14 protein-coding genes are annotated in these 25,986 nt (G+C 49.1%); 1 reads left to right on the top strand and 13 read right to left on the bottom strand.

What is annotated here, in order from left to right; translation table 11 throughout:
* Genes U9S71_RS02710 through U9S71_RS02700 form a run of 3 tightly spaced genes read right to left on the bottom strand, consistent with a single transcriptional unit; the run spans position 1 to position 7,414 of the window.
* Positions 1-2,703 carry a glucosidase family protein gene (locus U9S71_RS02710; RefSeq protein ID WP_326325048.1) on the bottom strand — a complete coding sequence of 901 codons (2,703 nt, stop codon included), beginning with the start codon at positions 2,701-2,703 and terminating at the stop codon, positions 1-3.
* Positions 2,696-4,342 (bottom strand): RagB/SusD family nutrient uptake outer membrane protein, encoded by a 1,647-nt coding sequence (locus U9S71_RS02705; protein ID WP_326325047.1) that lies wholly within the window; start codon positions 4,340-4,342, stop codon positions 2,696-2,698. Before U9S71_RS02705 ends, U9S71_RS02710 begins: the two co-directional genes overlap by 8 nt.
* Positions 4,343-4,357: 15 nt before the next feature.
* On the bottom strand, positions 4,358-7,414 hold the full coding sequence (locus U9S71_RS02700; protein WP_326325045.1) for a SusC/RagA family TonB-linked outer membrane protein: 3,057 nt from the start codon (positions 7,412-7,414) through the stop codon (positions 4,358-4,360).
* 269 nt (positions 7,415-7,683) lie between these two features.
* On the opposite strand from U9S71_RS02700, the gene U9S71_RS02695 reads away from it, so the two are divergent.
* On the top strand, positions 7,684-8,583 hold the full coding sequence (locus tag U9S71_RS02695; protein ID WP_326325043.1) for a helix-turn-helix domain-containing protein: 900 nt from the start codon (positions 7,684-7,686) through the stop codon (positions 8,581-8,583).
* A 59-nt stretch (positions 8,584-8,642) separates the two neighbouring features.
* Here U9S71_RS02695 and U9S71_RS02690 read toward each other — a convergent pair whose 3' ends face one another.
* The 10 genes from U9S71_RS02690 to U9S71_RS02645 form a co-directional block, all read right to left on the bottom strand.
* A complete protein-coding gene (locus U9S71_RS02690; RefSeq protein ID WP_326325042.1) occupies positions 8,643-9,569 on the bottom strand; it encodes a DUF4886 domain-containing protein in 927 nt (308 codons plus the stop codon).
* A gap of 36 nt (positions 9,570-9,605) precedes the next feature.
* The gene (locus U9S71_RS02685) at positions 9,606-10,823 is read right to left on the bottom strand and encodes a glycosyltransferase WbsX family protein (protein WP_326325041.1); all 1,218 of its coding nucleotides are present in this window, start codon (positions 10,821-10,823) and stop codon (positions 9,606-9,608) included.
* Between the two features lie 35 nt (positions 10,824-10,858).
* Entirely contained in the window at positions 10,859-12,595 is a 1,737-nt protein-coding gene (locus tag U9S71_RS02680) for a glycoside hydrolase family 140 protein (protein WP_326325040.1), read from the bottom strand.
* 20 nt (positions 12,596-12,615) lie between these two features.
* Positions 12,616-15,141, bottom strand: a complete 2,526-nt coding sequence (locus U9S71_RS02675) for an alpha-galactosidase (RefSeq protein WP_326325038.1) — start codon at positions 15,139-15,141, stop codon at positions 12,616-12,618.
* 36 nt (positions 15,142-15,177) lie between these two features.
* Positions 15,178-16,425 carry a DUF4998 domain-containing protein gene (locus tag U9S71_RS02670; RefSeq protein ID WP_326325036.1) on the bottom strand — a complete coding sequence of 416 codons (1,248 nt, stop codon included), beginning with the start codon at positions 16,423-16,425 and terminating at the stop codon, positions 15,178-15,180.
* 26 nt (positions 16,426-16,451) lie between these two features.
* Entirely contained in the window at positions 16,452-17,642 is a 1,191-nt protein-coding gene (locus U9S71_RS02665) for a DUF5000 domain-containing lipoprotein (protein WP_326325034.1), read from the bottom strand.
* A 29-nt stretch (positions 17,643-17,671) separates the two neighbouring features.
* A complete protein-coding gene (locus U9S71_RS02660; protein WP_326325033.1) occupies positions 17,672-19,570 on the bottom strand; it encodes a RagB/SusD family nutrient uptake outer membrane protein in 1,899 nt (632 codons plus the stop codon).
* A gap of 26 nt (positions 19,571-19,596) precedes the next feature.
* Entirely contained in the window at positions 19,597-22,716 is a 3,120-nt protein-coding gene (locus tag U9S71_RS02655) for a SusC/RagA family TonB-linked outer membrane protein (protein WP_326325032.1), read from the bottom strand.
* Positions 22,717-22,761: 45 nt separating this feature from the next.
* Positions 22,762-24,951, bottom strand: coding sequence for an alpha-galactosidase (locus U9S71_RS02650; protein WP_326325031.1), 2,190 nt, complete (start codon positions 24,949-24,951; stop codon positions 22,762-22,764).
* A gap of 282 nt (positions 24,952-25,233) precedes the next feature.
* A complete protein-coding gene (locus U9S71_RS02645; protein ID WP_326325029.1) occupies positions 25,234-25,986 on the bottom strand; it encodes an SDR family NAD(P)-dependent oxidoreductase in 753 nt (250 codons plus the stop codon).

The raw sequence follows: 25,986 nt of genomic DNA, 5'->3' as shown, positions 1-25,986 counted from the left end.
TTAAAACGTTAGCTGGACCGTTGCTTTACCGTTGAAATTGGTAACCACAACACTTTCTGTTTTTTCGTCGTATGTTCCCCCATCAACGTGGAGGGGTTTCCTACGGTCGGGATGCGGCAACCTGATCCGCACCGTATCGGGCTTCCGGTCGCCGGTGCTTTCGACGGTCGCTTCGATGTAGCCTTTACCTACATTCGATTTCGCTTCCACGCGCAATGGGCCGAAATAACTCTGCACGCCATCCAACACGATCTCTTCCCCATCGGCCATCCAAGCCCGGGGTATGGTCTTAAATATATCCAGCGCGTTCCCGTCTTCCATATAAAGCATCCAGCGAGTTTCCATCAGGAACCAACCTTCCTCATGCGTTTTATGGGGAGACAACTTGTATAGATGCTCCCAAAACGTATACGTTTCGCGATCAGCTAGTGCTGCAAACGTACTATAGTAAGTTTCGAGAAATGGCTTCGTCATACCTAGCTTGGCCTGCATCCAATTGTGTCGACTATAATAGGGTTGACTAAATGCTGCGTTGCCTTGGTAAAACAGCTCACTATGGTAGTCCAACAACATCTTGGCGGCAGGCTCATCCGTATCGATCACCTCACAAAACACCAAGTAAAGGGGCCCAAGCATGGCATCCGATACCGTGACGGTACCATGAGACCAAAACGCCTCCGGCTTCATATAGAGTGCTCGCAATCCTACCGATTCCGTCCATGGCGGTGCCGTGGGGCACCACGTGCCATCGCCCAAAGGCACCACCGGCGAAAGCGCCATCACATTGAAGAACGACTCGCGGATATCCGCTTTCCAAGCGGCCGCTTCCTTGCCAATCCGATCGGCATCCTGATGGCCGATAGCAGCAAGCACCTCAGCGACTCGACTTAAACCCATATACGCATAACCATTCAGCATAAACTGGTGGAAATGGTCCTCCGGGTCCGCCACTTTTCCTGAAATCATTCCGTATCCTCGGCCTTGCAGTTCGTCTGTCTTATTCTGGTTGCGCCATTCGATGAGGTAATCTGCCGATTTCAATAGCTTCGACGTTGACTGCCGCGCCCATTCCGTATCGTTGGTATACCTGAAGTATTCACCCATGGTCCAAAGGGCGGCGCCGGTTTCAACCATATAGCCTCCGAAATTCTGGATGAACCCATCTTCATGCTGCTTATCCAAAAAATAGGCGAGCGAACGCTTGGCGACGTCCTGCCAGCCCATCGAGTTGAAAAATTGGATAATCGGCGAACTCTCCGTACCTATCGGCGAATATACCCCGATGTTTGGAGCCAACGTCTCATCAGGATCGTTCCCAAATGTAATCAGGTCCAGGTGCAATAAGCCGGCCTTGATCATTTCTTCGATCCGCTTTTCCGGTAGCTTGATGGTTGCCGCTTGCGCGAGTTTGTCCTGCCAGAACTTTTTAGCTTCTGTATATCTTTGAGCAAAAGATTGACCGGCCAGTGCCGTAGCCCGCTCCTTGTCGATGGGGCTATGGGGAACATAAAACTCAAACACAACCTTTTCGCCCGGCGGTATCAGGACAGCAATTTCTTCGTTCTGTAAGGGTTCGCCGTTCAACCGGGAAATACAGAATACCCGTCCCGAAGCGTACGACGAAAAGCCTGTCGTGGCGTCGAACGTATAGTCTTTCTTATGATGCCATCCCGTGCCCGGTCGCGGTGCTTTGAACCATGCATACCGGGGTACCGCACCGGTGTTGATGGCCTCCGACCGGAAATACAACACGGTTTCTTCTTCAGGGTTAAGTGCCGACTCCAATCGGGCATCCAATATTTCGCGTTGTGCATCCGTAAACATGTGCCCGCCACTGTGGCTATCGGCCACCAAAAAATCAGTACCAAACCGGGAGCCCAGCGAAAGGGCCGACTCTTCAAACGAGACGAATGTGGTAGAATGGTATTGGATATCGTCATCGGTCAATGTGCTGTGCAGGATGGGCAAAGCCCCCTGGTCGAGGCGACGTGAAATATTGTCTTGCACCCCCACACCGCGCCCTACGGTGTACAAGTAATTGATAGGTTGGTTTTCGGTTTCGGGCAGGGTTACGGCGGTTACGGACCTCCGCGGCGAGATGATATTGGCCTCGCCGGGCGACTGGTCGGACAGCGCCTCCGTAATCTGAAAAATCCGGAAATCACGGCTGGTGCCCAACCATGTTGGTACGGACATGTCCCGCGTGCGATTTTCAACGGACGCAAAAGAAGCCTCCTCCGGCGAATCGGTAAGCTGTTGGATCTTGGTTTTCGATTTCCTTGATAAAACCGCCCTTTCGACCGCTTCATACGACCTTGGATCATCGGCTTCCAACACAACGACGCCGTACGCTGGTATATAAATGGGATAATCCGAGGTCACGTCGCGCAGGAAGAAGGAGAAGGAGCCTGTGGGCGCATCCAACGTAACCACCGTCGAATAGCTTCCGGCATCGGCGTTTGTGCTATCCAAGAACAAATGCAAGCGCCCGCCGCCCTCAGAAGAGAACTTGAAGGCATTGCCGTTTGTTTTCCCCTTTCCCGTTGCAATTTCAATCCTTGACAACTTGCCATGCATCACCCCGATGCTCCCCGATGCCGGGGCCTGCTTCCATTCCAGGACAACTTCGCCCATGCCTTGTGCAAAAACGCCAACACCAATGGATAAGAAAAATACTAGAAAAATAGCCTTCATGTTAATCATAATGTGGATTTTGAGTTAATTTTGGATTTGCATCCCTAGCCGATTGAGGGATGGGATACACATAGTTTTTCTCCGGATAAAATACTTTCAAACCGCCGCCCGCACGCACGTACTTATAGACCCACTGTCCATTTTCCCGCACGATGGATACCGCATGCATATGGCCATTTAACACATCCTCCGCTGTCTTCCAGCGAATAATATCATACCATCGTTTATCTTCAGAAGCGAGTTCCACCCGGCGCTCGCGATGGATAACCGCGCGCATCTGGGTTTGGTTTAACCCGTCTTTCACCGCGGGCAAACCCACGCGTTCCCGAACCCGATTTACGGCCCCATACACCGCGGCATCGGGTCCGCTCGCTTCATTTTGTGCCTCCGCATAACCGAGGAGCACGTCTGCAAACCTAAAAATAATATAGTTCGCGCCATTTGCAATGTTATTGAGGTTTGCATATTGGGGGTCTATCGCTTTCTTCCAGTAGTAACCGGTATTCGTGGCCTCATTATTATCACTCAAATCGGTCTGATTTCGACTTCCAACCCCTTGCTTCATGATGATTTCATCATCCAGCCATGCTGCGCCGTCATAAATGATATCGGCATAAAACCGCTGTTCCCGTCCAACATACGGCTGCTGTGGGTCATAACCCGACAGCGGATCATCGATTGGCAAACCGCTGGCCATCAGGTAGTCATCAACCAGCTCCTGCGTCGGATTTGATCCCGCGAAGGCTCTTGCTGTTCCATTTACAAAGGTTGGCCCATAGTTAGATGCCCGCATATTGGCCATCCCCGTGCCACCCAAATGCACCCGATCAAAGATAACTTCATTATTGCCATTATTCTCTTCAAAAAATAAAGTCCTGTAATCGGAAAACAATTCATAAACACCCAATTCCATCACGGCTTGATACGAATCGGCTGCTTTTTGCCATTTTGCCTTGTCGTTGGCCGTATTGTAGAGCGGACTGGCATGGAAAAGCTCGCACCACGCCTTGAGCGTTAAGGCCGCTCCACGAGTAGCCCTCCCCGTCACTGCCGTTAAGGGGAGGTCCTGGGCAATATCAGCACATTCGGTGGTAATGAATTCAATCGTTTCGTCAAATGTGTTCCTTACCCTAAAGATTTCGTCGCCCTGTGCGTACCGATCAAGTACGTCCGTTATGATGGGCACACCGCCGTGATGCAAGGCCAGCAACGAATAAAAATACGCGCGTAAAAACCGTGTTTCTGCCAGCCGAAGCTCTTTCCACGTATCGGACAACGTCGATTCGGTGACTTTTTGGATAAACAGGTTGCACTTGCGGATTTCACTATAATACCCCCATTGGCTTGGGCCATTGCTCGGCGTATAACTCGAGTTGCCGTACACCGAGGCGCTGTATCTCCCCGCCACACCGTTTATGGCATTATCCGAGAAATTCTCCAACGGGTCACCGCTACCCGCGTAACTTGGCACGGCCGCGTAAATATTGTTCAGGAACAGATCCGCATTCTCAGCGGTTTCCCACAATATGTCATCATTTATTTGATCTTTGGGTACGACATCAAGCGACTCATCACAAGCGCCGAAAGAGGCGATCGTCACGAGGAATATCCAAATAGACGTAGGGCTGATTAAACTTATAGATTTCATCACAAAAAAATAAAGTTAATACACAAAGGTTAATCCTAAAGAAACTACTTTTTGCTGTGGGTATGACCACGCACCGTTCCGATTGTACGAATTACTAGGGCCGATTTCCGGGTCGTAAAGCAGATCGGTCCATGTAATAAGGTTCTGGCCCGCAGCATAAACCCGGGCGTGCTGTAAACCGATACGGGTGGCAAATGACGCCGGCAAGGTATAAGACAACGTAATTGTTTTTAAGCGTAGATAAGCCGCATTCCCTACCCAGAACGAAGACCGCACCGAATTATTCGTCGTTGGCGACGTCGTTAATCTCGGGTTTCGAGCATCAGGATTTTCAGGAGTCCAATAATCTAGGTTATGCTTGTAGGGTTTCATACCATTCCAAAAAGGCATTACGGCAGATGCGTCATAGTACCAATCGGTCTTCGCGGCACCTTGGAACAGTGCGTCAATGGTAAAACCCTTGAAGCTCACCGATGGGGAGATACCGTATAACATCAGCGGCGCCCCGTTTGGATAACCTATGGGTACGATGTCACTTTCATCTATCTTGCCATTTCCATCCGTATCGGCGTAGCGGATATCGCCGGGCTGCACCGGCCCCCAGGGCTGCACGGCTATATCCGAATTTAGGTTGCCATCCGCATCAAAATCATCCTGTTGGAAATAGCCAAGTGCCCGGTAGCCGAACTGCGTGCCCAGCGAACGGCCCGTTACGCGCCTATTCGGGTTATTGTACGTTACGTCTGTCTCAAACACTTGCAACAGCTTATTCTTCGCATAGGTAAAGTTGCCGCCGAGCGATACGGTGAGGTCGTCGGAAAAGGAATGGTGCGTCCGCAGCGCGAGTTCGATGCCTCGGTTGCTCATGATGCCCGCATTCTCCTGGCTCAGTCCGATTCCATATTCGCTGGGTATGATCACATTGGGGTTTAACAGCATATTGGATCGCTTTTCATAGAAATAGTCTGCTTCCAGCTCCACCCGGTCGTTCCATAGCCCAATCTCCAAACCGACATCCAGTTTTTTAGCCCGTTCCCAGGTAATGTCGGGATTGGGTTCGGCACGTTCAAAAACGCCCTGCACGGCTGTACCGCCAAAGCCATAAGCCGTACCGATTACCCCGTACGTGCTGAGGTATTGGAAAGGGCTACCGGCTAGTGCGCCCACCTCGCCATACGAACCACGCAGCTTCAGGTTGGTTAACCATCCCATCCGGTCCTTAAGGAAATTTTCCTCAGAGATCCTCCAGCCCAGTGAAAATGCTGGGAAGAAGCCAAACCGGTTGCCCGGTGCAAAGTAGTAACTGCCGTCGTAACGGCCGCTCGCCTCCACCAGATATTTATCTGCATAGCCGTACGTCAGCCGATATACCAGTCCAAGCTGTTTAGCCATGCTTGATGTTCCTGCAACGTCATTATCCACCGGGTTTGGGCTCCCCATATCCACTTCGTCTATCGTGAGGTTGTAATTCCGTGCAAATACGTCCGTTCCACGACTGTAGTTTGATTTTGATTCGAACGCGACCAATGCGGTGATGTCGTTGAACGAAAATGATTTCGCATAATTGAGGCTCGCCTGATAAGTAAACTGCTGGTATTTCCGGAAACTCTCGACTAGCATGGGCTTCGGGTCGCCGAAAATAGCGTCGGTAATGACATACGGTCTTTGAGTGGTGTCGATATTGGCGACATGCATGGGTGTTTTCCACAATTTCGAATCAACAAAATCCGGGTCGTAGGCAAATGTACCTTTAAACGAAAGCCCATCTATAAACGGAAGTTTCTGATCTACCGTAAGTTGATTGAACTGCGTCGTGTTTTTTACTTTTTCATACCCCGTTCCAAAAATCGCTGACGAAACATAGCTTCCAAACATGCCGTTGCTGTAGAAAAGCGGCCCGTATCCCACTTGGGCAAAACCCGCCAGTTCAAATATCCGCCCTGTCCGCCCCGAGCCGCCCAGATTCTGGTCTGAAGGCGGATAGCGCCTATTATTTGCCCGGCCAATCATGCTGGCGGTTACCGTCGTTAGCGGGCTCGCCTCGATTTCCAGATTCACGGCCCAATTAAACCGGTTGGTCGTCGTTGTCTTCCACATACCCTCCTGCTCCTGGTATCCGAAACTCCCATAGTAACGGATGGACTCACTACCACCCGAAAGTTCGACATTGTGGTTCGTCAGCAGCGCGTCCTTCGAAACGATGTGATTCCACACATCGTGGTTCGGGTAGGCATCGGGGTCTGACCCGTCTTTGAACTTCTGCAACGCATAGTCGGAATAAGGTTCGGGCAAACCTGCGTTCCTTGCTGCCGCGTTTTTCAACGAAGCCTCTTCATACGATGACAGGTATGCGGGCAAGACCGTTGGGTTCTGGAAGCCAACATAGCCGTTATAGGTTAAGGTAGGCTTCCCCTCCTTCCCTTTTTTGGTCGTCACCAAAATCACGCCATTCGCACCCGCTACCCCGTATGGCGCTACCGCGGCCGCATCCTTCAGAATGGTAAACGTTTCGATATTATTGGGATCCAATTGCGTAAAATCCCTGGGAATACCATCCACCACCAACAAAGGTTGGCTGTTTCCGGTAGACGAAATCCCACGTATGAAAATACTCGATCCATCCCTCCCCGGTTCACCCGAACCCTGCTTCACAATGACACCTGCTACACGGCCGCCCAATGTGTTGCTCAGATTCGCTACCGGTACCGCCTCAATCGCATCGCCCTTTAGTGTGGAAACCGCCGCTGTTACAGATGTTTTTTTCTGGACCCCATACCCCACTACAACCACTTCCTCCAAGCCTTGGGCCGTTGGCGATAATTGTATCTGTATCGGCTGTTCATTGGTAACGTTTACCTGAACCGCCGTATAACCTAACGAAGTAACCACCAAAACCGCGGGTATCCCCGTACGAATCGAAAACGTACCGCTCTGATCCGTCTTCGCAGAAGTCGTACGACCGCTAACTTCGACAGTTACCCCGGCCAGCGCTTCACGGGTCACCGAATCCATTACGCTGCCGGTGAGGGTCACCTCCTCCTGTTGCGCAATTGCCATTTGGCTGAAAGCCATGAGCCCGCACAATACTGCGCAAGGTATCCAAGCGCATGCGTTGTTACCTTTTTTCCTATTTTCCATATTGTTTCATTTGGTTACCTAATCGGATAAAGCAAAAGTATCCCGTATCGGGAGTGTCTGACACCACCCCTTTTGCTATTAACAATACAATATTTACATATACATGAAAAATAAAGGCGTATTTGTAAATCTGCGACTTAATGGTTAATTATGCAATGCAAATGGATACGAGTAACCCGATTAGCGACTACAGATTTAAATAGATGAAAGTCATTTTTGAACATCAGTCTCACCCCGCCGGTTTAGGCTTTTTAGTCAAAGAGTATGTGCAAACCTACTTTACATCGCCTTTTCATTTCCATGATTTGTATGAACTCATCTGGATCAAAAAAAGCTATGGTAAACTCTATGCAGGTAAAAATATCATGACCTTTCAAGCGGGCGATATCTATCTTTTCGGCCCCGGTTTCGGCCACTGCTTCTATAACGAAAAGGCATTTATCGAACAGGGAGAAAAAGCACATGCCGTCGCGATTTTCTTTAAAGGGGATTTTCTTGGTGACGGTTTCTTTGATAATACAGCCTATATCAAAGTCAAGGATATGTTGGACAAGTCGGCCTTCGGTTTACAGATACAGCATCTGCCACGATCCATCCATGATTTGTTTACAAACGTCACCCAACAACAGGGCATGGATGAACTCATCACCTTCTTACAATTACTCAACGAGGTATCCCGATTACCACAAACGGCTGTAAAGGTGCTCAATGAGACGCAATCCGCGATGAAACTCACCAATAAAGACTCAGCTCGACTGGAACCTGTGCTCAAATACGTCATCGAAAATTTCCAAGAGGAACTGGATAGCAAGACCGCAGCCGGCCTCATACACCTCAACGATGCCGCCTTCTGCCGCTACTTCAGACGACGCATGGAACAGACGTTTTCGCAGTTTGTCAATAATGTCCGTATCACGCATGCAACTAACTTACTGCTTACTGAAGAGTGGGATATTTTGCGAATCTGTTACGAAAGCGGCTTCAAAAACCTATCATACTTCAATAGACAGTTCAGAGAAATAACTGGCCAAAGTCCGAAAGAATACCGAAAATCCTTCCAAGGCACCGACTATTCTCTGGAGATGGACAATCAAGCGGATTGAATGCGTACGCAATCAATGATGCATTCTCAGAGTTTTAATGGGTCTGCCTTACTTGAAAATCAATTAATTTTTGATTTCTTAACCGCCTTAGCGGCTACCTTCCGCAAATAAGCGGCATAGTCTTCGTCCATATTTTCCGGTTTGAATGTGATGTGCCGGACGCTTTCACCTGTCAGAACCCCGTACCACACCAAAGACCCTAGGTAACAGCCATTTTCGTTAGCATGGTTGGGATCAAAGGAGAACTGGTTGCCTTCACCCCAATAATAACCCACATGCAGTGCATATCGTTGATTAGGCAATGCCGGGTAAACCGGGTTTTCATAATGGAATGCAATATCCCTTTTGTAGCCATACTTTTTATTTCGGCCGGCCAGCCAAAATGCGTCACCTACCGGGAAACGGCGGATACCTAATTCGGCAGCAATCGTGCGATATGCTGCACGCGACTTTTGCCACATCGCTTTCTCGGAGGTCGTATGTTCTCCCTCCCCAATGCTGCCAAACTGCTTGGCATCGGAACGGTAAGCCCACGTTTGATGTAAGATTACTTCCGCTCGGGGCTGATGCTCGCGGATGTAATGATATAGGTTGCGAGCATACGGTTTATAGGTATCCAGATCGGACGAATTCATTGAATTCTGCTGGAGAGTTACGACATCCCATGGCTGTCCAACAAGCAGTTCCTTTAGCGACTTACCTCCGTACGGTTTATGCGCACGATCTGCTTCTGACTTTTCAACATCGTGCCAATGAAGCTGCAATGACCATCCGGGTCGCTCGGCCCGCCCGAGGATCACCACCTTTCCATCAGACTGGGCGATTTCCCGCAGATAGGTGGTTGCATTGTTCGAAAAACTGTTGCCTACCAACAATATACGTATCGTATCGCCCGCTACCAAAGCCGGGATACGCCCTCCGTTCACCCTAGCGAACAAAGCATGGGAGCATATCAAACCGGCAACAACCAACAACAAGTATCTCACCCGACTATTTTTTACGAATCGAACCATCTTTATTTTTTATTGAAAAACGGCCTTCACAGCCTCTAAATATGCCATATCGTTCACGGTATCAGGCTCCAGGTAGCTACCCTCTGTCCACTCGTTCCAGCAGTTGATGTTGAGCATACGCGGACCGTCAGGATCCGACAGCAACCGATCTTTTGTCAGCTGCAATGCCGCCTTGAAATTCTCGGGCGTATTGTTCCCGATCGTATTCATATACGGGTATTCGTCCGTCTGCCAAGGCACATTCACGTCGCACCGCGCCGTGGCATCCCAACCCATCGTCACATTCGGGTAATACGGCACGCCATATTCTTCTTCTACACGCTCCCAATGTGCAAAATACGCGTCGCGAACCACATTGTAGTCGGTCTGTACTTCCGGCAGTTCGACATGGTGTATCCATACGTATGATGTTGCCGAATCAAAGCCGAGCTCGCGGATTAATCCCGGCGTATTCACAGGCACCTCTTCTCCGGGAAGGATTGGAGCGCCCCAGGCTACGAGATTCCAGTGGATACCTTCAAGCCCGGCTGCAATAGCCTTCTCCCGCAAGCGATCCATAGCTGCCTTTGCCGCCTCCATAGTTCCAAACCCTTCGATAAAGCGCTGCACGTCATACACGGAAAAATAAGGCTTTCCGTCAATCTTCAGGTAATTGGGCTGTTGGAAGTAGCGCGCAATCAGGTGGTCGCCTATTTCTTCAAACCGCACCGGCGATACTTTGCCAGGGTACAACACCTTATGCTCTTCTCCGTATGTATACGGATGGATGTCCATCCAGTCGTGATTGGCCCACATGAGCGCGAAATTGATTTCATCTGCATTTGACGCTTTTAAAAACCCTTCATCAAGGGCTTTTTCAAGAAATGGTCCATCTTCGTACATGTACCAATCAAAGATAAAGCAGTTTACGCCATGGTCGACCGCCGCCTGTATCTTTTTAGCCATCACCGCTGGGTCTTTCTCGTCAAGGTACCCCCACTCGGGCACCAAGGGCTGTCGATGATCCTCAAACCGCGGCGTTGCTGTTTTCACCAACTCCCATTCGGACCAGTCGGGTCCTTTTTCGGGGTTTTGGGCATGCCGCGCGTCTCCTGTATGGTAATTGGGAAAATAATAGGCCGCCACGACCAGCTCATCGCGCTGCGCTTGCTTTTGTTCTTGCGGCCCACCGCATGCCATCAACAACCCTACGGATATCGCCGACAGCTTACTCCATTTATTCTTCATTTGTATCTTTATTTAAGTGTTATCAAAAATAGCTATCATTCACCACCTTTCAGCCTCAACAGGTATACCCAATCGTTTCCGTCCGGCTTCTCGGGCAGCACATACTCCCCCTTCCGGTTCGGCGAAACGATCGCATCAGCCGCATTATAATAAGTTCCGTCCCGCGGGTTGTACCACAAGGCTGTATAGGTTGCCCCGGCACGTAGGTTTTTCAATACGCCTGATAACGGGGCATCCGCCCTGCTATAAAGAACAAAGGTCTTGTCCGCATCCGATGAAAGGTAATGTTTGTTCTGATCCATACCCGTTACATATTGGGTATCATCAAACCGGGGCACCAACTTGTGGAAATCCAACGACTGATAGAAGTCCTTAAGATAGGTCATCTGGAACGAACCGGGCAGGTCCATGGCCTCGTACCAGCTCAGCTTTGACCAGGTCTCCCACCCCTGGCCATCACCCGATTCCCAGTTCATCGCCCAGATTCCCGAAGCACCGTAGGTGTATCCGTAGCTGCCCGACTGCGTCGCGCGCCATGCAGTCTCCCGCACCCGGTCCGCAGATATCGGTTCCGGCCAATGCAGTTGCTCGTAGTTGGCCTCGGTCTCGATGTAGGGTTTTCGCGGACTAGCATTCCAGTATTTTTTATAATAAGCTTGAGTCTGGTTTTCGGCAGAGTTATCTTTAAGGTGCCCACCCTGCGTAGCCCAAAACTGATGCCACTCCAAGTCCTTCATTTCATTGAAGCTAGGGTACTTACCCGGGTAGTCTCGATCGGTATGCATGGAAAGCGGTCGATGGTAACCATCAAACCGGCTGATGAGCTGTGCCACTTTCTTCCATTTATCATAGGCGCCATTATCGGGCACCGCATTGACTTCCTGGGCCGTAATCCAAATCACAGGGTACGCGGCATATCGTGCTACCAGGTACCTGGCCCAATGCAACAGTGTCCTTTCGTGCATGGCATCAGCATTTTGCTGGTGCACACCGAAACCCAACGCAATCGTCATACCCTGATCGGCGAGGTAATCCATCATCACATCGAAGTTTTCCCGGAATGCTGCAGGATTGATCCGGATCGCGTCAGGCTCGTTAAGCAATTTGGTGCGGTCTTCCCACCAGTTGTAACGCCGAGGATTACCACCGCCATCATTCTCTGCGGCATCGGGGTAGGTTTGATAGATGGTGAACCCTTTAGCAATACGGTTGTTTACCAAGTGCTTGAACTGGCTATTCCCACAGGCCCCGTCACAGCCGGGCGCATTGCACTCCTCCAGCCGTTCGTAATCCGGTGCTTGCCAATGGGTGTCTCCCAGCCAAAAGAATGGGTGCCCATCGGCATAGCTGAACATGCGTCCATTATCAGCAATACGTACAAAGCCCCGGCGGTCCAATTCGGTGTTTCCGTTATTACCAACCCCCATCAGTTCACCTGCCTTATGCAAGCCATTATTGCTATCGTCGCTCGCTGTAATCTCATATTTCCATTTGCCGGTCTTATTAGGAGAAAAACGGACTACCCACCGGTCGCCCCCGTCCCAGAAGCCCGGCAGCGTAACCACCGCGCCCGATTCATGGGTGAACACCGCGTCAACGGTAACATCCAGAAACGGATTTGCATAACCCTCCGTACTGAACAGCTCCAGGTCGACCCGCTCCCAAACCTCCACGTGCGGCAACGCATCTCGTTGTCCATCAGTCTGGCCTAATGAAACCAAAACAGGTAAAAAAGTCATGGCAACCGCGAAAATCCGCATTTGATGCTTCATCTGAAAAAACAAAGTTTCTTTCATTCCCAGGTAACTTTAATAATTTGTCCCCGTGCTCCCGAACAGCGCATCAAACCCTCGTCCGATAGTTGTGGAACGGTTATTTCCCGATCATCAACGGATACCGCAGTCACCTTTGCTTTCGACTTAAGGATTAAATCGGATGCGGCACCCAGGTGTATGGTCAGCGTATTGTTTTCCAAAACCATATCGTAAATCCATCCTGTGGATGACACAACCGATACTCCTTTCCCATCGTTACCTAAAATGAATGCTTCGCGTGTGTCATCCGGCATAGTGAACTGAAACGGAACGCTGAGTACACCGTCGGAAAACGAGTATGCATGGTTGAGCACACCCAAAAACTGGGAGTCATTTACACGAACTTGGTGTGTATATGATAGGGCAGCTCCACTGAAACCAACCACTTGGCCGTATGCCGTTTCTTTGTTGATATATGTATACAACTCAGGCGATCCACCCACACGTCCCTGAACCTCAACCGGCAGGTCGGCGATATGCGGAAGTACCCTTTTGCTCTTAGCAACCATTGAGTTGACTCCACCGCGTTGTTGCTCGTTCATTTGTTTAAGGTTTCCCCAAAATCCTCTTCCACCGGTAAGCGTAGTGTTGATATTATACCGTTGGGCATAAAACGGTGCGGCATTGTGCGGATAGACAGCAAACGTGAATACTTGACTCGGTAGTACACCTGCAAACCGATTCGTGATGCTTCTCATCGACTTGGCTCGGTAGGTGCTATAGTCACCGTAGCCAGACGCACCGTTATTCATCCAAAAAAACTTACCTTCCTGCAATGGCATCAAACCTACCATGCATCGCTGTGGTTCTGTCACATCAATTTCCACCACCACATCGGGATGATATTCCCGCAGCTCACGCATCGCCCGCGTCACATAGAAAGGGAGCAGGTAGTCATACCGATCCTTGCGAGCTTGTGCACGGTGTGTGCTATCGCCATGATGTAGCCCCGCAAGGGAACTGGGGAAAGAATTGATGGCATCCCATTTGAAATAGCGGACACCCTGATCGATTAACCATTTGCAGTCATTCACAAAAACATCGTAGAAACCGCCCACAAAATCAAACACCGGATGATTCCATTGACCTTTTACGGGCTGTCCATGCTTATCCAAGATTATCCATTCGGGATTTTCTTTATATCGGTCGGCTGTGGCATCTATGCCCATTGGCGAAAGCCAGATTCCGGGGATCATGCCTTGTTTTTTGATTTCTGCTATCAAGGGCGCAATACCTTCGGGTAGGCGTTGATTTGGCTTCCATACCCCTTGGGTTACCTCCCACCCATCGTCCAGCACAAACAGTTCAGCACCCAACGCTGCCGCATACCCGATTTCTTCCTTGATACGCTCCTCGGTATAGATACTTCGCACATCTCCAGAGGCGCGCTGCATACCCCACGTATTATAATAGAAATGCAGGTCTCGCGATGGCTTATGGTCTGTTATCTGTTCCATAATGTACCGATGCACAATGGCTCGCGTATCCTGTTCCTTTTCATAAAAGGCCAACGCCATCCACGCCGTTTCATAAGGGTGGCCAGCATCAACCCGTTCGCCATCCAAGTATCCACCTCTCCGAATTTTCGTACCGATTGTCAAGTGATCAGTCAGCTTTCTGGTTTCTATGGCGATGAACCATAAGCTCTCGTCGGTATTATCCAAGTCGGTATCGCCGACGACACCCTGAGCCCCGTCGTTGGCGAACTGCCCGTTATCCGCCGGTTGGTACATCGCTTCAAAACCTTTGCGGCTGTCCTGCGATGCATGTTCGTACGTGCTAAAAAGGGTGTACCCCTCCATCTGTATCGTTTGGAACGGCCCCTTGACGTTTGCCGTGTCTCCTGGGCTGAGCGAAAAGAAAAGAGAATCTGGCGCAAACATGTGGCAATACGCTAAATTATTTACGCGATGCCGTTGATCCCATGTAGCAGAGGAATTCAATCCGGGCAACACCTCCTGCGCATAGGTTGCTATGCGCGTCTCTTTAAGATTAGTCGCAGCATTTGAATTCGCAAAAGCATATTGCGGAAAGACAAAATGAAGTCTGTCATCAAGTTTATTCAAGCTAAACCGGTGCTTTCCGTCCGCCTTCAAGCTAAGCATTTCACGCGTTAACGAAGAAGCTGGGAAATATTGTTTTCGCACCTCTACGATCAAGCCTTTCAAATGCCGTTGGCCCGCCAACCGCATAACCACTTCCGTTCCGCCATTGCCCAGCGCTACTGTCTCGTGGCCTTTATATTTCCATACCGGCTGTAATGCATGGACCAACTGCTCATTGATTACAAATTCGAACCAAGGAACGCGTGGCGACGGCGCAAGCAACTCCTTCCCCAACTGTTTGTCCCATATCGATGTAGGCATCACTTTGCCGTCTTCGAATGAGATTACCTGTTTCATCACGTCGTTCTCAATGGCAAGTGATTTGCCATCCCAGGTAACCTGCGCAGATACAGCGTAACTGATTACCAAAAACGCGATTGCTATCAAACTCGACTTCATTTTCTCCAAATTGCCTATCATTATTGCATGTACCCTTTATAAACCAAGCCCCCATAAGTAGAGTGCGCCCGCTCTTACCGCTTGTTGGCCGCTAGTAAAGTTAACCAAAACGCCAATGGACACTTCGGTAGCTTCTTCTAAGGTAAAATTAACTTTAACATTGAATCGGTCTACGCCGGTCACAAACGACACCTTACCTAACGCATCATCCAAGTCAGCAACATCCGGAAGATCGCTGCCTTTAGCTACCACCAGATACCGCTCTGCGGTACCACGATTTACAGCGGCCGAGTTGCCTTCAGTGGTCCACGTTACTTCATAATCGCCCGCCGGCAATGTAACCGTCTGATAAATCTTGCCATTCACAATCGCGGGGTCACCATTTCCCCATTTCTGCAGGCCGAACGACCCGGCGTTGTTGATGTTATCATATCCGCCGTAAATCTTATTACCAGCAGGACCCTGATTGCGCATCGCATCATTGGTGACCCAATCTTTCAATGTACCCCATCGCGCACCGTCGTATGTCTCGCTTTGGAACGGCGCCGTGAAATTCTTGAGATAGCGGCTGCTTATATCGATCATCGCCGGCGGCACATATTCTTCAACCTGTTGCTCGGAATAAACCGTGTGAAAAGTATCCATTGCATTAGAATCAGGCAGGAAAAGCGTCCGGTAAAAATAAGAGGTTCCCGTTAAATAATCCTGAAAAAAAGTAGTGTCTGCCACAACACCAATCTGCCGACGCACGGTATCTCCACTGAGATCCACATACTTAATGTCAGTTGCGAAAGCCCCTCCTGCGGTATCAGCTATGCCCCAAACGATAAACATTTCTCCATTCTTTTTTTGCTGTGAGGTTAAAACTGGTCTATCCAACAGCTGGGCCTGATACTTTTCACCATACGTATTCCCAAACACCTCCAAAGGTACCGAATGATTTCCTGCTTTATCATAAGTGACAATAACAAAAGAATAATCGCCTTCTGGAAGATCATCGATCGTGCAGCTAACCGTGTCCATAGTGGATTCCACGGGAACCTCCGTGGAATCCGAAAATACATTCCAAAAAACACGCGCACTAACGACGCTCGGATCCGGGCCTTTCGGCCAGCTGATTTTCACTCGCTTCAGGCCACTGCTCACCGTCACATTTGTTGGTCTTTCCGGGTAAATCCGGCCACCCTCTTCTACGTGTTCTTCGTAGGTACGGTCCATCTTCTTACAAGCACCCACTAGCACGCAACATACCAATATCCAAAATAGTAATAGCTTATTATTCATGATTTCTCCGATTTAATCAAAATACCTTAATTCATCTGCCCCCAAAACGAAATCTCTGAAGTCTGCACCCCGCCCCCCGGAGCCCAGGTTTCCAACGTTTTAAACCGAATATACCTGACGGGGGTCGCCATCGTCCCATCGAAGTCAAAATCTTCGCCATTTATAACAGCATATTCGACATCTTCTATGGTGGTCGATCCGAATGGCAAGCCTGACGGCTTGACAGAGGTAAAGGATCCCAAGAGCTCCCAGTTGTCCCATCCACCATCCGCATCGGGTTCATTGCTTCCGTAAATCTCAAAAGCCTTGATCATCGGCGCGATGTAGGGATAATTCGCCCGTTGATAGACTTTCATCCGGCTGAACGTAGCCGGGACACCCAAGTCTAGGGTAAACCATTGCGGCACTGCGAAGGATGCGGAAACAATCCAGACATTTTCGGAGTTGTTGGTAACGCCATCCCATATCTTTTCGATATTGTAATTGAACGTGTTTTGCCAGGTATCCGAAGGTAATTTAACCAGTTTAAAATTGTCTTTCGGTATAAATTCTTCGTATAATGGGGTGAGCAATTTCACCAGTGTATCCGACCTATTGCCCCACCGGTCGCGGACAAATAATCCGATCCTGCTCTCCTGATCATCAAGCCCCCTCGCGGAATACGTAGCTTTCGCACTGCTGGTGAAAAAAGTGGTTACCGGAGCCCATGTATTCTGGCCGCTCGAATCAACCATGACCACGACAGCCAGGTTGGCTTTACTAGCGTTCTCGAAAGAAACTTTGACTCCTCCGAATGTTGCGTCCAGGTCGATTGAACTAAAAACGGATAACACAGGCGGCGTTAGCGGGTTTACGGACACTTCAACCGGTTCGGATGATTTTTCATTTTTGCCGACACTGAAAATCTTAATCGGGTAAGTGCCGGTACTGCCAAAACCTTCTACCCGCAACGTGTCGTAATACCTCGACGCTTTGGTTTCTCGGATTACGCCGGGTTGGATTTCGTAAACTGCTTTTACGTAAGAAAGGTTGGGGTCGTCGGGAAGTTCGTAGGTAATTACCGCTCCTCCGGGGGTGGCGGTAATCTCAAGACCTGTCACCGGTTCCGGAGCAGGCTTATCGGAATCGAGGTGGTCCAAGCGTTCCGCTTCGGAACAACCCACAAGCCCAATCACTATTCCTGTGAATACGATGAGGATGATGTTCTTTATATTCATAACATTTATTTTAACGGATAGCATATCTATTACCATCCTATGTTTTGTACCAGATTTCGATTCACGATGATATACTCATCTTTTATGGGCCAGAAATAATCTTTTGTGCCGAATGTTTGATTGTATACCACCTTTGGCCGATAGTATGCGCTGGCGACCTGCTGCTTCAAGTCCCAGCCAACGATGGGTTGATTCAATATATTGGTCGCTTCTTTCCACCGACGTATATCCCAAAATCGGTGTCCTTCAAAAGCCAGCTCGATAAGCCGTTCTTGTCGAATGATCTGCCGCAGTCCCGCTTGCTCATTCGGCTTCTCGGGCCGCGTCGAATATTCGGCCCAAGACTCCTCCACGCCATTCAGTCCGGCGCGTTCCCGAACCAGATCCAAGTATTTAAAAGCTTCATCGGAGGGGCCAGCGGATTCATTTAACGCTTCTGCGTATAGCAGGTACACATCGGCCAAGCGGATGATTGGCCAAGGATATGAGGTCACCGAGTAGCTCGTGCCCCCACCGATAACATTTTGGTAGTGGATATATTTCTTTATGAAGTAGCCGGTTATGGTCCCCCGGTCCGCCAGGTTGCTGCCATTTCGCTGTCCACCCATTGCTTCCAGGTAAAACAGCTCGTCCGGTTGCTTATCGTCGTACCGACCTTGCCCATACCACACACCGCCGTCGAATCCCAAGTTGGCATAGAACCTAGGTTCGCGATCAAAATGCAGACCGGCGGTAACGAAATTCTTCCGAACGTATAATTCATCCTGTTCCGTCGCCTCACGAAGACTGAACCTCGCGCTGTAATCCCAGGTTTTATCTTCTTCAATAGGCACGCCGTGCTGCGAATAAAACAGTTCAGCCAGCTTCATCGGGGGAGAAAGCTCCCCCCGTAACGGCCAGTTGTCTCTATATTGCGGATCAATATGCGTAGTAGCCAATACTTGAATACTAGTCGATTTGGTTTGTGTATTAGCCCAAATGATCTCGCTGTTCCATTTTTCATTGAGGCTGTTTCGTATACTCATCTGAGTCATAATCGTATCCGTCAGTGCATACTGTCCAAATTCCGGTTCAAAATGATATAAGCTAAAACCGGCGTCATGGCAGGCTTCTATCGCCTCTTTACATGCTTCTGCCGCCCGTGCCCATTTGCTAACATCATATTCAGGGTTAAACAAGGATTGGCCATCCGGATTTTTCAAGGCCACTTGATCCGGGTTGCCATTAAATAGGGGGCTAGCTGCCGTAACCAGTACTTTGGCTTTCATACTGAGCGCGATGGCTGCAGTTACCCGGCCCAGTTCATCCATGGGATCAGCGATCTCGGTCGGTAAGTATTCCAACGACTCATCAATCAGCGCCACGATATAATTGAAGCATGAATCAACCGGATCACGCATTACCTTTACCTCATCGGGATCAGCCCATATGGGAAGATTTTCTTTAATAAGGGGAATGGGACCGTACCTTCTTACTAAAGAGAAATGATAATAGGCCTTAAGGAACTTCACCTCGCTTGCCCACCGGGCTCGCTCGGGAGCCTCCATGTCGGTTACGTTTTCGATGTTCTCAAGGAATATATTGCAGTCTCTAAGCGCACGGTACATCAGCTGCCAATTGTCGCCATAAGGATTCACGATATTCATCAATCCACGCGCAATTTCAAACATCGATCCCCCCCGCTCATTGATGCGCCAGATTTCGTCACCACCCAGCATGGCGGGGTCGGACCCCAAATCACCGTTTTTCGGCATATAGGAATAACAGGTATGCAAAAACTTCTCTGCCTGCGTTCTAACGGTAAAGGCGTTATCGAGCGTGGCGATATTATCGGGCACGATATCCAAATAACTATCGCATGCTACCAGAGTGTTCAGGCCTACAATCAGCGCTAAACACCTATATTTAAATTGCTTACTATTCATCATAAAATTGCTTTGGTTACCTTCGTTTGTCAAAAATTGACGTTTAATCCGATGTTGTATACGCGTTGAACCGGATACCCCAGCCCGTCGCCAGCCATTTCCACATCCCACAGCTTGAATTTGCTGAAGGTCAAAAGATTACTTCCATTTACAAAAATCCGGAAGTTACTGGTCCGTAGCCTTTTCTGTATGCCGGCTGGCAGCGAATAGCCCACTTCCACTTGCTTCAGCCGCAAAAAAGCGCCATCCCGCATAAACCAAGTGCTGGTTTGGGCATTATTGTTAATAATCGTGGTGCTGAGCCTTGGCCAAAGCGCGTATACATCTTGGTTATCTTCGGCCCAATGACTGTCGGCATAAGCTTTCAGCAACTGGGTTTGATCAGCAAAGGGATGCGTCCTATTCACATCAATCCAGAACGACTCATTCGCAAGCCCTTGGAAAAATGCCGAGAAATCCAATCCCTTATACCCCGCTGAAAACCCAAACCCGTATACAATCTCCGGAACCACCGGATTGCCAATCGGCACAATATCATCTTCGGTGATCTTTCCATCATTATTGACGTCCAAATACTTGATATCGCCGCCCCGATATTCGCCAAAAGGTTGCGCCGGCGAATTATAAGCTTCATAATCATCAACAAACAGCTTTTCTGCGATATAACCGTACCATTGATTGATGGAGTTGCCAACGCGATAACGGTAAGGCTCATTATACTGCGGTTCTTCGAATTGTCGGTATTTATTCGTGGCGTAGGTAAAGTTTCCCCTCGCCGACAGCCACCAGCCGTTATACCAAGATTGCTGGTAGTCTACAGACGCGTCGATGCCCTTGGACGACGCCTCCCCTACATTGGCCCGTACGGGCGCTGAGAGCCCCATGGTGACAGGCACATAGCTTCTTGTCATCAGGATATTTGTACGATATTCATAGAAGTATTCGGCTTGAAGATTTATCTTGTCGAATAAACCCAGTTCAAGTGCATAATTCTGTTTTAATGCGGTTTCCCAGGTAATATCCTGGTTGGCGTATCGTCCTACGGAAACCCCATCCCGGATGTATGTTTGGTCACGCCCAAACGTAGCACGACGACCTTCATCATCCATATCCACATTGGAAAGGTAGAAAAACCGATCTTCAGGCGATCCGATTGCATCGTTACCCACCATTCCATAAGTCGCTCTTAACCTGAAGTTGGATATGACATCCTTTGCGGGTGCAAAGAACTTTTCGTTGGATACACTCCAAGCAACACCAGCGGATGGGAAAAAACCATATCGTCTCGACTGGTGGAACCGTTCAGATCCATTGTAACCAAAGTTAAACTCGGCGAAGTACCTATTGTCGAACGAATACGTTGCCCGGCCAGACAAACCTAGATTCCGGAACGGTAGCGACAGTTGGAGTTCTTCCGCATTGGCATCGAGATATTCCCGCATCATGAATACCAATAAACCGCTTAAGCCGTGCTTCTGGTTAAATTTCCGGCTGTAATTCAATATGGACTGGAGATAAAATGAAGAATTGACCGTTTTTTCTCCCGGCTCATAGCTAAGGTATTCCGTAGCGGTAGCCTCGTTGATGTTACTGATTCCGTAAGTATCAGTAAAGCGGTCATAGCCATTAAGCGTATAATAAAAAGGATTGTACTCCCGTACCATATCGAAATATGCATACCGGTTGGTATTGAACATCGCCTCGATAGACAGTCCTTCCGTCAGATAAGAAAAGTCGTGCTTGAGTTCAAGCTGTGCTGCCATCGTCGAGGATGCGTAATCCTTATACCCGCGTGTCATGTCCGCATACGGGTTTCGATAATTGCCTGTATCGTAATTCCCGTACATGATGTGATTAACACGTTGATGCTGCTGGTCTTTTGGGAAGTAAGCCGGGAAAAGAACAGGATTCGATCTTACCACACGTCGATACATATCGGCACCACCTTGTATCGGGCCCGAATAATCATCAAAACTACCGTTAAGCCTAACGACCATATCCGTGGTTTTCGTAAGGCTAATGTCTACATTTGACCGGAGGGAGTAGCTTTTTAAGTCGATGTTGTTGTTGAAGTTATTGCGATTATTCACTTTAAGCACTCCATTATCCCGATTAAACGTGCCGGAAACGAAATACCGAGCCACACCGCCCCCGCCACTTACATTCAGGTTCATTCGTTGGTTCATGGCATAATCCTTAAACATCATCTTCCGCCAATCATTTGCCGGGTACACATACGGATTTAAACCAAGTTCTGTATTCATGATTTTCTCATCCGAATACAGCACCGTATTTGGGTTGATTTGTCCGAGAGGGGTCCGCGTATAAACCGCTTCGTTATATTGTTTCATGAACGTTACCGGGTCCGCCAATTCCACATTTCTCGTTGGCGTAGATACCGAATTTTCAATCCGGAAGGACAAAGCGGCCTTGCCGACCTGTCCCTGTTTCGTGGTTACTAAAATGACGCCATTGGCCCCACGGGCTCCGTATACTGCAGTCGCGGTTGCGTCTTTCATAATACTGAAACTGGCAATGTCATCCGGTTGGAGACGGGCCAATTGGGTAGTGGTTACTTCCATGTTGTCGATCAGAATCAACGGATCAACCTTGTATCCGAAGGTAGTGACTCCCCGGATAAAAAAATCAGCATTATCCTGGCCCGGTTCGCCACTACGCTGGTAAGCGATCATACCCGCCACCCGGCCGGCAAGGGCAGTTGTTAAGTTGCTTGAGGGGTTTTTCTTTAAATCACTCGCACTCACTGAGGTCACTGATCCTACCATATCGCTTCGCTTCTGCTGTCCAAAACCCACGACTACCACCTCATCCAACGCGCTGGGGTCGGCCTGTAAAACCACATCAATTTCTGTCAATTGATTTACCTGGATTTCTTGGCTTACATAACCAACCATTGAATACATCAAAACGGCTGATGGACTTGGTACATCGATGACATAATTCCCGTTCTCGTCGGTTTGGGTGCCAGTGCTTGTGCCTTTGATTTGAACCGATACGCCAGGCAAGACACCCGTCGTGTCTTTTACGCTTCCGGTCACCCGAACCGCCTGCGCGGATACCCACGTAATATTGGCCACCAGACACAGGAACAGCACAAAACAAACGCTTTTCGTACTTATATTTCTCATGATTTATATAATTGATTACAAATTGTTAAAAAATAACTCGCCTTCTTAGATAGATTTAATCTCAAGGATTTCTTGTCCATAGCGTTCTAATGACAATGTCAACTTTCCACGTATTAATTCGTCGCCAGAAAATACGCCAACTTCCTGATCAGTGAAGCATGCACGCACCCGATAGTTAACTTCAGGCCGTACCCAAGGCACATTAATCTGCCGACTAGCGAGCCCCTCGCTTCCCCTCAGGACCACGACCGCGCCACATCCCTGTTCGTTGAGTTTCCCCCACCAGTGCCAATCGGTGTCTGTTGGGCCCGGCACGCCACTAAACTGAAAATGTGTATAGACACCATATTGTCTGTTTAGCCGATCCAGAAGGTCAAACCCCTCCCGATATGTCTTTTTGTTCAGCTCGCTCAATGACTCCAAATCCCCAGCGAACACACTGGGCACGCCCATAAACCAGCTACACAGTTGCCGCTGTTGTATAGCGGGTGTTAGACTATTCTCAAAATTCACCGTAGCGGCACCGTAATATTCGATGGACCGCAACGGTAACCCCCTGTGCGCAAAGAATTGTTGGCGCGCGTTCCAACATCCCTCAATTAAACGCGCGCGAAGGCTGTCTGTATTCCGCAGATGTTGAACAGCAGCGCGTTGCCTCGGGTGGCCTGCACCCGAATAATCGTTGGGGGGTACATGAAAATAGTGCGCATATTTCAACGCAGCGACATCGCAGGGCGTCCCTGGCGTTCCCCAGTAAATTTCATGGGTCAATTCTAAATGTACTTCAGGAGCCATGCGAGCAACCGCGTCCTGCGCTTCAAATAGCCCCCGTAGCCCTCGCAATAGCGATTCCTTTTGTGTACGGCTGTCATGTCCAATTGCGATGTCACCGAATTTGATATTGGTTAAATCCTGCTTGAAATACGTAGCATTGTAACGGTCATGTAATGCAATCAAATCATACGCATAATAAAAACGCCACTTACTAGCATAACTCATTGCCAATGCTCCATCGCGTTCCACTTTGGGATAACTATACGCTGTTGGCAATGCCTTCAGGTCCGCCGAACGTGTCGGATGCCGAAAGCAAGTGATCCACAGCCCCGCATTCAATCTTTTATTTCGGATATAAGCCATCGTCTCGCTAAAATCGGGGAAGTTCGCTGAGTCTGGAACAACGCTGAACCGTGCGATGGCGTTCGGGCTATTTGCCTCAGACCACCCTGCATCCAATAACAGTGTCTTTATCCCAATGTCGGCAGCTATGTCCGCCGCCTTCCGCATATTTTCGTCGTTGATTAAAGGTCCGTAATTGGACCAACTGCACCATAAGGGAGCGAATAACGAAGGATCGAATACCTTTATGCCCACCACCTGCTGTAAATACTGCTGGAAGTCAGTCTCGACCGCCCTATCCATCGCTGTAGATATTGCAGAAATCGTTTGAGTAGGCAATCCCGCATAAGCGTAAGTAAAAACAGGTTCAGAGCTAAATTGCTCTGCTGGCCCCAATACCCATTCAAAATGGTCCAAGCTATATCCCATGCTTCCCTGCGCCGAAATGGTACGCAGCGCTGAAGGAACCTCACTAACCTGTAGCACGCCATGGGTTTTGTTACTATGGGAAAATGCCCGAATGCTGGATACGGCTCCCCTGCCAGAAGGTGTCAAATCGGAGATATGAAGATAATCGGCGGATAAACATATATCGTCAATCATCAAGCTATCAAACTTCAACCACGACTTACTTCCATTGGTAATCTCCACCCACTTCCTGATAGCGGGGTATTCCTCATGAATTTCGTAAATGACATCAACAGCCAAGCCATTGAGATCATCCATCCCGCTGCTACTATAGCGTACCCTTAGTTGGTTCACGCCCTCATTGGGCCGGGAATGGATAATAACATGATGGTTAAACACGCTACCCAAGGCAGACCCATAACATGCGGTGACCGCTCTCCATTTTACTTGCTGTTCATTTACCGCATGGTCGTTGCGCACATGCAGCTCGTCTGTTTCTACCAAATTCTCCTTTAGTGAAATCAAACCCGGATCACCGTCCTTTAGTTCAGGTAACCCTTGGGGGGCTCTGTTCGGTACAGCACGATGTATGCGGAAAGATATTTCCGATGCTGGACCTGAGAGCAAATTCTGTCCTGACACACGAAGTTCCTCCGTGCGCAATCCCGTTTCATCTATCGATAACACGCGCTTCAGAAGTCCGGCATCCAATATTACCGACCGTTCGTTTTTAACAACGTCACTAGCAACCTGGCCTTGTGCCGACACAAAGCACATAGGAAAAAATTGAACGAAAACCTGATATATCACCCGTTTCACCAAACGCATAGCAGTTATATTAATTGTCTGTGATGTCTACTGATTAACGAACCATCGCTCGCAGCATCTTTCTGTTAGGTCTATAAGCAATAGTTATTATATCCGCTAAATTCCGCAAAAATGACAGTCGGAAAAAACACCCTATTTGCTTGTTGTAATACACTATTGCAGCCATCAAAACGTAATCATCAGCCCTCCATCCACGGTCACAACCGACCCCGTCATATATGACGCATCCGGCCCGGCCAAGAACCACACCACCCCTCCTACTTCCTCGGGTAAGCCTGGCCGTTTTAGTGGCAAGTGGTTATATTTAATATAATTATCCCTAAACCAATCCGACTCCAGTTCATTGCCATGGGCCTTAATCGACATGGGCGTACAAATAAAACCGGGAGCCACCGTATTGGCCAAAATACCCCGTGGCGCCAGCTCCAATGCCAACGAACGCGTGAATTGCGTAATTGCCGCCTTGGCCATCCCGTATGCCGAGCTGCCATTTTCCACCCGGTTCCGATGGATGGAAGTGATGTGGATCACCCGGCCACCGTCTTTTAGCAGCGGTACAAGCAAACGACAACTCTTCACCGTGCCATAGAGCATCACTTGCAAGGCATTGTCCCATTTTTCGAATTCGCTCTCTAATGCCGGCATACCCTGCGAAACGCCTACGCTATTGACCAACACGTCAAAGTTGCCCACCTCGGTTTCGACCCACTTAGCCAGTTCGCTGATATGCTCGCTGTTTCTCACGTCAACTTCAAACGCTCGGTGACCCTCACCCGCCAGCGCGGCGCAGACATCGTTGCCTTTACACCGGTTTGATGACCCGATCAACACACGATAACCTTCCTTGGCAAAACGATGGGCAGTTGCCTTTCCAATACCCGATGACCCTCCCAGTATGACTACTTTCTTTGCTTCCAT

The sequence above is a fragment of the Parapedobacter flavus genome (genome assembly GCF_035818675.1).
In the GTDB taxonomy this organism is placed as follows: Bacteria; Bacteroidota; Bacteroidia; order Sphingobacteriales; family Sphingobacteriaceae; genus Parapedobacter; species Parapedobacter flavus.
Note: the sequence above shows the minus strand (reverse complement) of the source record. Positions and strands in the feature narration are given on the sequence as shown.